The 14274-nt window shown below is 45.2% G+C and carries 10 protein-coding genes and 1 tRNA gene; 2 read left to right on the forward strand and 9 right to left on the reverse strand.

The window, feature by feature from the left end; all coding sequences use genetic code 11:
• A partial coding sequence (locus AAHF22_RS13820; protein WP_347325614.1) for a hypothetical protein occupies positions 1 to 198 on the forward strand: 198 nt, incomplete at its 5' end.
• Positions 199 to 208: 10 nt separating this feature from the next.
• Here the strand turns inward: AAHF22_RS13820 and AAHF22_RS13825 are convergent.
• Positions 209 to 1075 carry a Nif3-like dinuclear metal center hexameric protein gene (locus AAHF22_RS13825; protein ID WP_347325615.1) on the reverse strand — a complete coding sequence of 289 codons (867 nt, stop codon included), beginning with the start codon at positions 1073 to 1075 and terminating at the stop codon, positions 209 to 211.
• Between the two features lie 220 nt (positions 1076 to 1295).
• The gene (locus tag AAHF22_RS13830) at positions 1296 to 3719 is read right to left on the reverse strand and encodes an alpha-glucuronidase (RefSeq protein WP_347325616.1); all 2424 of its coding nucleotides are present in this window, start codon (positions 3717 to 3719) and stop codon (positions 1296 to 1298) included.
• Positions 3720 to 3996: 277 nt separating this feature from the next.
• Between AAHF22_RS13830 and AAHF22_RS13835 the strand changes: the two genes are divergently transcribed.
• Positions 3997 to 4209 carry a KTSC domain-containing protein gene (locus tag AAHF22_RS13835; protein ID WP_347325617.1) on the forward strand — a complete coding sequence of 71 codons (213 nt, stop codon included), beginning with the start codon at positions 3997 to 3999 and terminating at the stop codon, positions 4207 to 4209.
• Positions 4210 to 4316: 107 nt separating this feature from the next.
• Here AAHF22_RS13835 and AAHF22_RS13840 read toward each other — a convergent pair.
• The 7 genes from AAHF22_RS13840 to AAHF22_RS13870 all read right to left on the reverse strand — a co-directional run bounded on the left by AAHF22_RS13840 (position 4317) and on the right by AAHF22_RS13870 (position 14177).
• Positions 4317 to 4402, reverse strand: a tRNA-Leu gene (locus AAHF22_RS13840).
• A gap of 559 nt (positions 4403 to 4961) precedes the next feature.
• Positions 4962 to 6404: a sucrose phosphorylase gene (gene gtfA, locus AAHF22_RS13845; RefSeq protein WP_347325853.1), complete on the reverse strand. Its 1443-nt coding sequence runs from the start codon at positions 6402 to 6404 to the stop codon at positions 4962 to 4964.
• 61 nt (positions 6405 to 6465) lie between these two features.
• Positions 6466 to 8223 carry a glycoside hydrolase family 13 protein gene (locus AAHF22_RS13850; protein WP_347325618.1) on the reverse strand — a complete coding sequence of 586 codons (1758 nt, stop codon included), beginning with the start codon at positions 8221 to 8223 and terminating at the stop codon, positions 6466 to 6468.
• 237 nt (positions 8224 to 8460) lie between these two features.
• Complete coding sequence (locus AAHF22_RS13855) at positions 8461 to 9294, reverse strand: carbohydrate ABC transporter permease (protein ID WP_371834070.1); 834 nt, start codon at positions 9292 to 9294, stop codon at positions 8461 to 8463.
• 2 nt (positions 9295 to 9296) lie between these two features.
• Positions 9297 to 10181 carry a carbohydrate ABC transporter permease gene (locus tag AAHF22_RS13860; RefSeq protein ID WP_347325620.1) on the reverse strand — a complete coding sequence of 295 codons (885 nt, stop codon included), beginning with the start codon at positions 10179 to 10181 and terminating at the stop codon, positions 9297 to 9299.
• A 615-nt stretch (positions 10182 to 10796) separates the two neighbouring features.
• Entirely contained in the window at positions 10797 to 12101 is a 1305-nt protein-coding gene (locus AAHF22_RS13865) for an ABC transporter substrate-binding protein (protein ID WP_347325621.1), read from the reverse strand.
• A 1083-nt stretch (positions 12102 to 13184) separates the two neighbouring features.
• Positions 13185 to 14177: a LacI family DNA-binding transcriptional regulator gene (locus AAHF22_RS13870; protein ID WP_347325622.1), complete on the reverse strand. Its 993-nt coding sequence runs from the start codon at positions 14175 to 14177 to the stop codon at positions 13185 to 13187.
• Between the last annotated feature and the right edge of the window lie 97 nt (positions 14178 to 14274).

A 14274-nucleotide genomic window follows, 5' to 3' on the forward strand; every position in this document is an offset into this window, starting at 1 on the left:
GCTTTTAGAGCTTTTAGAGCTTTTAGAGCTTTTAGAGCTTTTAGAGCTTTTAGAGCTTTTAGAGCTTTTAGAGCTTTGAAAGCTTTTAGAGCTTTGAAAGCTTTTAAAACCTCTACTAGCTTCAATATTTGCTATAATTGTAATCCACTCATCCGTTATTTCCCGGGAAAAGTAGTGGTTTTCAGTAACCGCACATGATGCTACGCTCTCATAGGATGCGAAATACAGGCTCATTTGCCACATAAGACACCGATAACCCTACATACTGTGCAGCAAGTCGACTAGCCAGCCATTCCATTCCTGGCTGTTCACTTTCAGCATGGCCCAGCATAATCAGACCTTTATCACGTCCCTGTTGAAGCGAATCACGTATATATTCCGGTAGTTCCCATTCCGGGCCTTCGCCAGCGATCAGCACATCCACATCGTCACGACCTAACAACGGCAGACCATGAGTTGCACCACCACGATAGCCGACCAGTATAGCGATACGCTGACAGTTTTGCTGCGCTCGACCAGACAAACGTACATACGAAACGCCCAGACTCTGCTTGAGATTTTGTGCTAGATCGTCCAGTTGTAGCGGCTGCTCCAGCTCTACAATCGACCAGATTGCGGTCTCCTCTACAACCTGCTGACGCCATCCTAATTGCCGTACCAAACCTTCCATAATGCCATCCGGTTGCTCATGATGAATAGCATCATGCAGACGAATAATATGCATACCCGTTTGCTCGATTAGCGCAAGCTTTTGCTTATACACCGCATCATCGTGCAACAACGCCCGCTGATCATGATGACTGTAAAATAAACCTTCATGCACGACCAGCAAATTGGCGCCCATTGCCGCCGCTTGCTCAATAACACGCTGACTGGCAGAAAAGGCCGTAACGATGCCTGTGACGATCGTATGCGGTGAGCCTGTTTCCAAACCATCAACACCACCGACTACACTACCTTGTTGCTTATGCTCGTTCATCGCCTTTTGATCTGTATGAAAAAGGGTATCCATCATGTGCTGTACAGTATAGGTTGTTTGTAAAATAGGTTTGGAACGCGACTTATCGATTTGCATCGAAGTGCTCTCCTTTCTATCGCTGTTATGTGGCTTTATTTTCAAACATGATGACGCGCATTTCAGTCATGAAGATGTGCTTTCATACCCATCATTATGGTGTGCTTTATTGTAAGCATCTAAATTATAGGAGCGGATACGTACAAATTTACGATTCCTGTCCTAATTAGTGCTTACTCTTTAATCATTTTCATGAATGGTTATCCTTCATTATGAATTATTAATAGATAACACGACCATGCACATCCGCAATTCCACTTTTACGCTGAAAATAACTATTGATCACATCGCGCCATTCCTTTGCATGCTCGGCTTGTTCGGCTAAGCGCGCTGCCACCTGTGTGTGCAAACCTGGTGCCATTCGTCCTTCAAGCGTCTGCCAGCGCTGGCATAAACGAGCCGCCTGCTCTGCTCCTTGAAAATGCGTATCATAAATATGCTGAATGACCGTCTTCCCTGAATGCAGCACATGCGTATACGGCACATGATGGAAAAAGAGCAGCAACTCATCCGGGCAGCTTTCCAGCGAGTCATAACGATCTCGATTGACCGGCTCATATTGAGCGGTATACCCTGTTCCTGTCGCGATCGTGCGATCCACACCAATTCCGGCATGATCCGCATAATGGTATGTGCCCCACGGCGAATATTCGTAACCATCGACATTAGGGCCGTAATGGTGATTCGGATTGACCATCCAGCCGACGCCAAGTGGCGAGGTATAGTTTTCATAAATGGGCAAAGAATCCATTAGCATGGAGATAATCATGTCCACCACCTGTGCGTCCTGTCCAAACACGAGTGTCGCCCACTCACGCGCAATTTCTTCTGCACTCAGATCCGGTTCCCAGGCGAGTCGTCCTAACCCGTACCAGTTCGCCTGTGCCAGTAGATGCCCCGTCCAGTTTCCATCTATACCGGTATTGCCTACCGCCGCGATGCCATTCCATTCACGTTGCCAGATCGAACCGTTAGCAATCTGTTTTACCGGAGCAAAGCGATCACCAACCGCCGTATCAAAATCGAGAATTTCTTTCCATTGTGGCACCAAATAGCATAGATGACGCTGTTGTCCGGTATATTCCTGCGTGATCTGAAACTCCAGTAATTGATGTGTCTGCTTCATCGCCCCAAATAATGGCGAAACCGGCTCACGCACCTGAAAATCAAGCGGCCCATTTTTAATTTGTAGCATCACATTGTGGGCAAACTTGCCATCCAATGGCTGAAAATGATCATACGCCGCACGCGCTCGATCCGTCGTCCGATCGCGCCAATCCTGCTTGCAGTTATACACAAAACAGCGCCAGATCACCCCTCCGCCATACGGCTCCAATGCAACTGCCAGCATATTCGCCCCATCCGCATGATCGCGTCCGTACGTAAACGGTCCCGGACGATTTTCCGAATCCGCTTTTACCACGAAGCCGCCAAAATCAGGCACATAACGATACACATCCGCCACTGCCTCCTGCCACCAGCGCCGCACCGCTTCATCCAGCGGATCGGCTGTCGACAGTCCACCTGCCTCGATCGGAGCAGCAAAATTGACACTTACATACAAACGAATCGCATATTTGCGTAATATATTCGCTACCTCAGCCACATCGGGCAAAAAAGCGTCGGTAATGAATAGCGTCTCGGTAGCATGTACATTGACGTTGTTGATCGATAATGCATTAAAGCCAGCCGAAGCGAGCAGACGGGCATAGTCATGCAGTCTATCCCAGTCACGGGTAAACGCATTATTTTCATATAAAAAAGATTGTCCAGCATAGCCGCGCTCAATGCTTCCATCCGCATTATCCCAGTGATCGATCATGCGCAGACGATTGGCTGGACGGCTGATCGCTGTGAGTTGATCGAGCGGCTGTCCAGTGCCGAGATGACGCAGTAGATGGAATGCGCCGTAAAGTAGGCCAGCTGGAGAAGGCGCGAGAATGATTAGTCGTGCTACATGACTGGTTGTGTTGCTGGTAGAGTTTGGTTCAATGGGACTACTGATAGAACTCGATTCACTAGCGTTGCTGTTACGATTACTGTTGCTATTACTGTTTATATTGCTGGTACTGCTACTATGCGATGTGGATGTAGCAGGAGTAGCACTATTACTGGCAATATAACTGTTGGTAGTATCGCCATTGCCAGCTGGTAATGCACGCAGTATATAGCCTTCTTCACCCTGTGCCATACATTGCTGTACATCGTCATATGCCTGTGGATACATCGTAATGAGCCACTCTGGAAGATCATAGGTGTTGGGCGTGGCGGCTGGTGTAACGATTGTATGTAAGGGAATAAGCCAGATGCCTGTATCCTGTGCATAGGATGGGGAATGTGCGTCGTCTGTCTCGCTGTTGGTATATTGGACACTTTGACCGAGCATAGAACTGATCCCGCGTGCAAGTTCCTGTGCAGCGGTCTGTATAATTGGATGTTGCTGCTCGGCGGCTAGATGGAGATGACGACAACAAGTTGCCCATGCTTCTGCGTCTATCGTAGCTGGGAAGGTTTGTAGCGGTATGTAGGAAAGCCAGGCATCATAGCCCGTCTCGTAGCGTTGTAGGTCACGTTGAGTGTGAACGGTTTGAGATGGAGATGGATTAGACACGGTATCTGAGGGAGAGTTGGTTTGCTTTTGCATGATCGTCCTCCTGTGGTATAGTCTGGTGTCTTTATCGTACCATTATTGGAGGCGCTTACAATTTATAGATTATAGGTTGTTACCCCTTATTTTTTAGGTAAAGCTAAACTAATTTTTATGTAATCCTATTAATCACTTTAATAAACTCACTAGAAACTTTTGTGAATATCTAACGGTGTTATATATTCTGAATAATTTTCTATTAAATATGTAACATAGAAGGTTTTTCTTTTTGTGGTAACGAAATAATTAATTTAACAAAGAAAGGAGGGAATATATGAATTGGAAGTCTGTATCTTCATCAAACCTTAGTGAAGTAGGCTATGACGCAACTACATCTACATTGTATGTACGATTCCATAATAGTGGCGCTTATGCTTATAGTAATGTACCTGAGTCAATCTACAATGGGTTGATGGCTGCTGCTTCGCATGGTAGTTATTTTGATACCAATGTAAAAAAAGCTGGTTTTAGTTATCGCAAAATATAACTGGTTTTTTAAAAGTTCTTTTATTATAGACTGAATACACTACTAAAATGTTTAGTAAAAACAAAAAAACCCTTGTGAATACAAGGGTTTTTCCATGTTAACCTATATGCCGAGGACGGGGGTCGAACCCGTACGGTAGTCACCTACCGCAGGATTTTAAGTCCTGTGCGTCTGCCAATTCCGCCACCCCGGCATGATCTAAAATGTGATGCTGTCACAGATGTTGCCTTAGTTACCATGCTATACTATGTATGCTTGCATTCGATGATAGCTACTGTGATTGCCGAACACCAATATATCATATAACGAATTTGGTGACTTGTAAAGTAATTTTCTTATTTATATTTACCCATTATAAGCTAAGCCTTTACAATGCCTGTAACAACAAGGGATTTATCATCTAAATCAGGTACGATCTCACCTATAAATGGACGTTCCCAGCATACCCATACCCATACCCATACCCATACCCATACCCATACCCATACCCATACCCATACCCATACCCATACCCATACCCATACCCATACCCATACCCATACCCAACTGATTGTACGCTAATTCTACTCTGTCTACAAAAAAAGGAGCGCAATTCCGCGCTCCTTTCCTGTTGTGTGCAATATCCAGCGCTTACACTGTTTTCATTTTACTACTGTTGTATTTCACCAACACGGTCGTATTCCACTACTATTGTATTTCAGAAGCTGATCTCGCCAATAAGCTTACTTTTACTACTTATCACTCATACTCCTTTAAAAAACCTCATTCCACCCTGCACCATCCTGATTCTCACTAATCGTAAACGCATGCGTCTTCAAATCCGCTTCCAGACGAGCGACTGTATTACCATTCGTCCACGTAATATGCAGCCTGTTATCGCCAGCTTCCTCTACGGCAATCTCTCCGTCAAACGCTGTGCTCGTATTACGGAAACGCAGCAGATCAAACAACTTCTGTACAACCGGACGCTGTACTTCCTGTGCGACTTCTTCCTTGCTGTAGTAGTGACGGTTAATGTTCCGTCCTTCCTTCGTACTCTCCAGCAGGTCGATATCGTTCTCACCCGCCAGCAGACCGACATAGTAAATTTGCGGAATGCCCGGTGCAAAACATTGAATCGCACGTGCGAGTAAGTAAGCCTGATCATTGTTACCGAGTGCGGAATAATACGTGCAATTGATCTGGTAAATGTCCAGGTTGTTGTACGCTTCGCTGCTGTAGATTTTTTTCACATTGGCGCCTTTGCTGTACAGACTTTCACGGGTCATCTCTGCTTCTTCGTCGGTCATTAAGTCTTTCACATCGACGACACCGATACCGTCATGCGTATCCAGCGTAGTAAACTGCTTACGTGGGCAAATATTGAGCCAGTGGGCGAGACGATTCGTCTGTCCACTGTACAGTGCATGCAGGACGAGCATCGGCAGGGCAAAATCATACACATAATAGCCCTGTTCAGCGATTTTGAGCTGGATGCTGTAATGCTCGTGAATTTCCGGCAGCACTTCAACGCCATGCGCTTCGGTCAGATCGGCAGCGTATTGGAGCATGTCCCAAATATCCGGTTCGACGAAAAAGCAGTTCGTACCGATTTTTTTGTTCGCATAGGCGAATGCATCCAGACGAATGACCGATGCGCCCTGCTCGGCAAGAAAATTCAGATTATCCCGAATGAAGCGGCGTGTCGTCTCGGTCGTTACATCCAGATCGATCTGCTGCTCGTCGAACGTACACCATACTTTTTCCTGTGTGCCGTCTTTGAATGTCACCTCGACATATGGAGCGCGTGGCTTACGTTTGTAGATCAGATCCACGTCGGCATCGGTTGGCTCGCCATCTGGCCAGAAGTCTTTGTAACGAATAAACAGGTCTGCGTATTGAGATTCGTCTTTCTTTTCCAAAAAGTCCTGAAAATACGCTGATTGCTGTGAAATATGATTAATCATGAAATCGTACATCATGTAAAATTTATGGCTAATCCGACGAACGTCTTCCCAGCTTCCCAGCTCTGGGTCGACCTTCGTATAATCCATCGGTGCAAAGCCACGATCGCCGGAAGACGGATAGAACGGCAGCAAATGCACACCGCTGATCACACCTTCCAGATGCTGATCCAGAATATCTGCCAGTTCGCCCATATGACTGCCCAGGCTATCGGCATACGTAATGAGCATTGCCTTGTTTTGAATAGACATCGACATGTACGGATTCCCCTTTTTCATCGTCTTGGTACTACACACTCATTGCAAAGTACGGTCAATTGGCTTGAAATGTACGATAGATTACAGCTTCAAATGGACGAAGTGTACCGCTTTCATGATCATCCATATTGCCAAGCATCCGTTCGCAGCCGATCATCTCCGGCAACGAAATGGTGCTCTCTGTAAAATTACACCAGACGGTCCAAAATTCCTGCTTGTATATGCGCGTATAAGCACCAATTTGTTCAGAATCAGTATGAATTGCCGTATAATCTCCATAAATGAGCGCCGGATGCTGTTTACGCAAACTCGCCAACTGGCGATAGAAGTGCAGCACCGACTGTTCGTCCTCTAACTGGGCTGCCACATTGATCTCCGTATAATTTGGATTGGTCTGTAGCCACGGCTGTCCGCTCGTAAAGCCTGCATGGGCAGTAGTATCCCACTGCATCGGCATGCGTCCCTGATCACGGCTACGTTTGTACAGGTAATCCAGCAATTCCTGCTGGGAGCGCCCGAGTTCGATTTGCTCATTATACAGATTAATACTATCCAGATCGCGATAATCTGTGATGGATGTAAAATAATGATTCGTCATGCCCAATTCCTGTCCCTGATAAATGAACGGCGTACCGCGCATCAAGAAATAATACGCCGCTAGCATTTTAGCGGAACGCTCGCGATAAGTCCTATCATTGGCAAATTTGGACACCGAGCGTACATGATCGTGATTTTCCATATACAGTGCCATCCAGCTACGTTCGGCGGTAGCATGTTGCCAGCTGGATAGTGCCTGCTTGAAACGACTTAGTTTCCACGGCTTGTACGTTGCACGCTCATACATCGACCAATCCAGATCGACATGATCAAACTGGAAAATCATATTAAATGCGCCATGTTCCTCATCCACATAATGCTCCATATCGGCAACCGGCACACCTGGCGCTTCTGCGACAGTCAGTGCATTATGAGGCAACAACGCTTCTCGTTTCATCTCTTGCAGGAAATCGGTAATGCCCGGACGATTTAGACAGACGGAAGCGACTGGAACCGCTCCCTGATTGGCATCATATGATGCAGACAACAATGACTGATCTTTTTTAATAACGGTGATCGCATCAACACGGAATCCGGCAATGCCCAGATCCAGCCACCATTTCATCATCTCATACAGTGCATGACGCACATCTCGATTTTCCCAGTTCAAATCCGGTTGCTTACGTGAGAAACAGTGCAGATAGTATTCACCGGTCGTCTCATCATACTGCCATGCCGAACCGCCAAAAAAAGAAGTCCAGTTGTTCGGTGGCTGCCCATTTTCGCCTGGTCGCCAGATGTACCAGTCCCGTTTGTCATTATGAAGCGAGCTACGCGATTCCACAAACCAGGCATGCTCATCTGATGTATGGTTCGCCACCAGATCCATAATGATCCGAATCCCATACGCTGCCGCACGATCGATTAGCTCGCGCATATCGTCCATCGTGCCAAATTCTTCATGAATGCGGTAATAGTCGCGGATATCGTAGCCGTTATCATCATTGGGCGAATCATACACCGGACAGATCCAGATCACATCGGCGCCGAGCGCATGAATGTAATCGAGACGCTGAATAATGCCGCGTAGATCACCGATTCCGTCTCCGTTCGTATCCTGGAAACTACGCGGATAAATCTGGTAGACGACGCTTTCTTTCCACCAGCCTGGACGGGTATTGAAACGAGAAGCGTGGGAATCGGTTCCAGTTTGAATAGCAGATTGTACTGTTGTTGCTTGTTGTGACAGGGTATTCGGCTGTACCTGTTTATTCATAATTTTTTGGCTCCTATCTGTATATAAGGTTTCTCTACATAATGCAACCGTACAGACGATATTCAACACGATCGTATCAATCAGGTCGTTATTACGACTTTCGCTGATTAGGCTGAAATTGCAGATGATGTCATACGATAGCAATCTCATCCCATTACAGTGTTCCCAGCTATTTTGGTTGTTTATTGCGCTCTACATTATTTAATCGCACGTGTGTGTGTATCTCCGCACTCTACATCACTTAATCGCGCCCTGACTCACACCGCGAATAATATACCGTTGACCGAACAGGTACGCGATCAGAATCGGCAGGATCGTTAGCAGCAATGCCGGAATGAGTAGCTCCCAGTTGTTCATATACGTTCCGTTGAACGCCTTCATTTTGATCGGCATCGTAAAATAACGCTCATCTGTCAATACTAGAGATGGCAGCAAATAGTCATTCCAGATCCAGAGCACGTTAAGAATCGCAATCGTTACCGAGATCGGCGACAACATCGGCAGTACAATTTTGAAAAAAGTTTGCGGGCGTGTACAGCCATCCAGCAACGAAGCTTCTTCCAGCTCATACGGAATCGATTTTACAAAGCCGTGATACATAAATACCGACAGCGCACTACCAAATCCGATATACAGCACGATCAAAAATCCAAGCGGTGAAATATCGATCCAGTGCAGTTTCGCCCCATAAATATAAATGAGTGGAATCATAATCGATTGAAATGGAATGATCATCGAAGCGACCATAAGCGCAAACAGTCCATTGTTAAACCGTCCACCGCGCCGTACCATATAATACGCCGTCATTGCTGCCAGCAGCCCGATAAAGATCACCGAAAATACCGTTACCATGACCGTATTGCTAAACGACGAGAAGAAATTCATTTTCTCAATCACTTCGGCAAAATGTGCCAGACTGAGACTTGTTGGCAATGCAAATGGACTTTCCAAAATTTCGCCGTTACTTTTGAACGAATTGATAATGATCAGCACGAATGGAAATACAAACAGAATGAAGAAAATAATTAGCAACGCATAAATGAGTGGCAACGTTATTTTTTTGTTTATCATCATTATGCCGACACCTCAAGTCTTTTGCTAAAATACACCTGCAATCCAGTAATGACCGCTACGATAACAAACAATACAAACGCTTCAGCCTGCCCCACGCCGTAATTGTTTTCGTTAAATGCTTTTTGCACGACCTGCATCGATACCATCGTTGTACTGCCATACGGGCCGCCGGCGGTGAGGGAGTAGTTCAGATCGTAGACCATAAACGCATTTTTAAGGGTCAGGAATACTGTCACGACAAATGAAGGCACCATCAATGGAAGTGTGACTGCACGCAGACGCTGCCAGCCGTTCGCACCATCAATCGTTGCCGCCTCCAGTACATCCTTTGGTACATTGATCAACCCTGCTACGAAAATGATCATCATATATCCGGCAGACTGCCAGATCGACACGATCACAATTGCCCAGAACGCCAGCGTCTCATCGCCCAGCCAGCCAAGCCGCAATGATTCGATGCCAAACTTCTCCCCTAACGCCGGTAACGTCTGGACGAAAATAAATTGCCAGATATAACCGAGCACGAGTCCACCGATCAAATTCGGCGTAAACAATGCTGTGCGGAAAAAGTTTTGCAACCGTACACCGGACGTAACGAGGAAAGCGAGCAAAAATCCAAGTATATTAATCAAAATGACCGTCGCCAGCACAAACTTAACCGTCAGCCATAACGCATCCCAGAAACGCTGATCTTGAAATGCTTCGCGGTAATTGCTCAATCCGGTAAATTGCAACGGATCAATCGGAGACGATACCGTATTAAACGTCATATACAGCCCATAAGCAAACGGGACAAGCACCGCCAGTGCAAAAAAGAAAATCGTCGGGCCGGTGAAAAACAGTTGCAACAACCAGCGCCGGACTGGATTTTTATCAAACATCATTCTACATACCACCTGTCTGTAAACGGTTTGGAATAGGATGTACATGCAGGGTAAATAGCCTGCGCTTCTTTACTAGCACCATCATCTTGCTGACTTGATCCTAAAGCACCATTGTTGTCGTTCGTTGTGTATTTGATTCATGCTGGCGCACGCCAGGGAGAAGCGATCATTGGGATGGCGGCATTATAAAGTCAGGGCACATCGATCAGCTTGTTTGCCTGTTATGATCCTATATTAGCTTCTACGCTTCATGGAATGATGTTTGGAAAAGCGAAGCGATGGTGATGATGTAGCAGAAGATCCGCTTAGCGTGCTGTGCCCTGACCCTTTGGTGTGTTTAGCTTAATAATGGGACTTCTACTGCTACATTGATCTATATCTCTACTTCATCCATTGTTTAACGAGCAGGATATAGCAGCGCTTAATCGATAGGCGACACACTATTGTCATGCAAGAGAACTCGATCGTCATGCAACAGAACCCGATCGTCTCGTAAAAGAAGTGCTACCATCATCGTATATAACGACGATAGTAGCTTGCTCGTATCATCGATAACTGAAATACCATCACATACACATTTATTTATCGTTACACATCCGGATTGGATAACGACACTTACTTCTGGTTTTTGTAGTAGGTCTCAATCGCCTGTGCAAGTTCAGCACGGGTTTCCTTTTTCGCAATATATTTCTGGATATCCGGTGCCAGAATATTGCCCCAATCTTCCACCTTCACATAGTTGGAACTAAATGGCATCGTTTTGTTGGCTTGGATCGCATCGGTAATTGCTGCACCAAGTGGATTGCTCACTTTGTACGGATTGTTTTTGAAGGCAGAGATGACCTGCGCCTGGTTCACCAGGAAGTCCTGACCTTTTTTGTTATACACGATCCAGTCGAGGAATTTCTTCGCTGCTGCTTGCTGTTCTGGTGTTGCATTTTTGTTAATGACGAGAATATTCGTTGGGCCAACAGCAATTTTGTTGTTCAGCGGGTTGGATGGGGCATTGTCGACAGGCACAGGCATAAAGCCAAACGATTCACCGGATACCGCTTTCAGCGAATCATACGCCCAGTTACCATTGAACAGAATCGCCGACTCACCTTTACCTACGCTCACATGTGCATCATCATAATATTTGCCAAGTGGACGCTCACCGTATTTGTTATATTCTGGCGAAGTTAGCAGATCGAGTGTATCGTAGTATCCGTTCCAAACCGGATTACTCGCCAGATTGAATGTGCCTGCTTTGAGCTGATCGAGAATCGTATTCGGGTCAGCCGCTTGATTGAGAAATTGTGTACTATAGTGATTGGCAACCGACCAGTTTTCCGTTTGGTAAGCAACTGGATACGTGACGCCGGAAGCTTTAATTTTGTCGAGCAGTTCTTTCAGCTTGTCGCGTGTATTGATTGAAAATGGATCAAATGAGCCGCCTACCGCTTTCTCGACTACATTTTTGTTATATACCAGTCCGAAGCCTTCGATCGAGAAGGGGAAGCCGGCAATTTTGCCGTTTGCATCTTTCACACCGTATTGTGTTTCGCTGTTCCATTTTTCTTGCGACAGATCGATGCCAAAATCTTTATATTTATTCGTGATTGAATCCGGTGACATCATCGCCATCGTCACCGTTTTGCCAGAAGCGGTTAGCTTGTCGAGCAGGTTGACCGTATCGCCTACTGCACCGGAGAGCGCTTCTACTTGAATATTAGGATTTTCGGCCATAAAGTCTTTGGCTGCCTGCGCCCATTGTGTCGCAATCTCACCTTTACCATTTGTAATTACAATATTCACTTTGCCATCCGCCGTTGTTGCGGCATCATTCGTTTGAGAACTAGCATTACCACAACCAGCCAGCGTAAATCCAAGCACGCCCGTCATTGTCCATAGCAGCGTTTTTTTCCAGGTCTTTTTCACAGAAACCCCTCCATTATAAAGATGTGCACTTTGTTAGCATCTATATCGATGTTGCGATGGATGCGCATAGATAAGTGAAACGACTTAAAGCTGAGTGAAGTAGAATGAAATGAAACTGAATCAAGTAAAGTCCAATCACAATATGAAGGATAAAGGGAACTTAATTTAGTAGGAAGTTAAAACCCCCGACATGCATATAAAACGCTAATTGAGTATGGATGGAGCTTAGCTAGTAGCTAGTAGTAAGGGTAAGCGATAGATAGACATAGTGCCTACTTACTTAAAAGTTAATTTTCATCAAAATAAAAAGTTCTACAATACGTTGTTTGAAGATTTAAATATCAAAATCAACGAATAACTTGGCTGAGATTAATGTTAACTTTACATTTGCTTCAAGTCCTGAAAGATCACCATGCCAGCCCACAAGCAGAGTTCAAATTTAATAGAGTCACAGAACTAGGATGTGCATGCAAACGATTTTACTGAGACATCAACCACTCCAGGAAGGAATACGGGAACGAATCCGGTATCGCACATGATCTACGACTTAGGAGGTTATTGTAGATTTTCGTCCTGCTTACACCTATACAAGTTTGCGTACACCTAGCTAGTATATGACTCTAACCTTGCCCCAAAATGATACCCTTCCAAACGTTGATCATTCATTGGGAACGATACCAATAAAAAACACAACAATACTCCACAATGTAAAACGCTTTCAACACAGATTAGTTTCCTTTACTGTTCACCCTTACCGTAGAACTTACCTCTAATTGATCTGAAATATGGATCACCCGTTTGAAGAAATGCTCCAATTTAACAACTGCGAATACTTTTCTGTATAGCAGATGGATTAGCTTGGTGAATTCAATATATCATCGATTGGGAACGGTTTCAATAATATTTTTATATTTTTTTAATTTCGGATTTAGTTTGGATTTAGATAAAAGAATATTATTCGCTTAACAACATACATATACCTCTTATACAACGTGTAAAATAAACGTGGCTACACTATTTTTTATTTTCCACCTTCTTGGGAACGTTACCAAAAATAAACGAACAAAGCCCTCCCGTAGACACTCAGGTAGACTCGCGTATGACCAGTTCTACAGGAAGCTTGGATAGTGAAGTTGATAACGGTTGTTGATCCATCAGCTGAACAAGCATATCCACCGCCTGTTTTCCCATCCGTGCAATCGGTTGACGAATCGTCGTTAAGGATGGACTGAGCACTTCTGCAATCGGTTGATCATCAAAACCAATGATGGCCAGATCATTCGGAATGTGTAATCCTGCCTTACGTGCTGCCATCATAAGCCCGCTGGCAATTTCATCACTGCCTGTGAATACAGCTGTTGGGCGATCACTCATGTCCAGAATAAGCTCCGTCACCTTTTTGCCATCCTCAATCGTATGACGGTCAACCAGAATCCAGTTCGGGTTGATCGCGATTCCTGCTTCTTCCAATGCACGCTGGTATGCCTGGTTACGATCTTTGTCTTTACCAAAGTCGGTAAATAATCCACCTGTGCAATACATGATTTTACGATGGCCCCGCTCAATCAGATGACGAATGGCCGTATACGTACCTTCATGCTGATCTACACGAATGGTAGGCACATCATTTTGATTCACATATTCATTGCATAACACAATCGGACCAAACGCAGTATACGGCTCAATATCCGCCCAATCATTTTCAATCGCTGCCATAATGATACCGTCTGCCTGCTTGTTTTTTAGTAAATCCAAATAGGCGATTTCTTTAGACTTATGCTCATTCGTCTGACAAATCAATGTTTGATAACCTTGACGATACCCTTCTTGCTCAATCGCATCCACGAGATAAGCAAAAAAGGGATTGACAATTTTCGGCACAATAACCGCAATCGTCGTCGTGACTTGCCCACGCAGCTTGCGTGCCGAAGGATTGGGAACGAATCCAAGCTGCTCCATCGCCTCCATCACCTGACGCCGTTTATCCGGTGAAATATGGGGATAATTATTAATGACACGTGATACGGTCGTTTTGGACACCCCTGCTTGACGGGCTACATCAATAATATTAACCATACGTCACACTCCAATGTTGTTAGTAAACGCTGTTGTGATTGAAACCAGTTTCAATCATTTTAGCGCATAATTTAAAAATGGGAAAGCGCGATCAGAC

Source organism: Paenibacillus wenxiniae, from assembly GCF_039822605.1.
Taxonomy (GTDB): Bacteria; Bacillota; Bacilli; order Paenibacillales; family Paenibacillaceae; genus Saccharibacillus; species Saccharibacillus wenxiniae.

Coding starts and splice junctions, on each gene's coding strand:
- AAHF22_RS13850 (WP_347325618.1), bottom strand. CDS start 8,223: ATGAATAAACAGGTACAGCCGAATACCCTGTCACAACAAGCAACAACA.
- AAHF22_RS13835 (WP_347325617.1), top strand. CDS start 3,997: ATGAATTGGAAGTCTGTATCTTCATCAAACCTTAGTGAAGTAGGCTAT.
- AAHF22_RS13825 (WP_347325615.1), bottom strand. CDS start 1,075: ATGCAAATCGATAAGTCGCGTTCCAAACCTATTTTACAAACAACCTAT.
- AAHF22_RS13860 (WP_347325620.1), bottom strand. CDS start 10,181: ATGATGTTTGATAAAAATCCAGTCCGGCGCTGGTTGTTGCAACTGTTT.
- AAHF22_RS13830 (WP_347325616.1), bottom strand. CDS start 3,719: ATGCAAAAGCAAACCAACTCTCCCTCAGATACCGTGTCTAATCCATCT.
- AAHF22_RS13870 (WP_347325622.1), bottom strand. CDS start 14,177: ATGGTTAATATTATTGATGTAGCCCGTCAAGCAGGGGTGTCCAAAACG.
- AAHF22_RS13855 (WP_371834070.1), bottom strand. CDS start 9,294: ATGATAAACAAAAAAATAACGTTGCCACTCATTTATGCGTTGCTAATT.
- gtfA (WP_347325853.1), bottom strand. CDS start 6,404: ATGTCTATTCAAAACAAGGCAATGCTCATTACGTATGCCGATAGCCTG.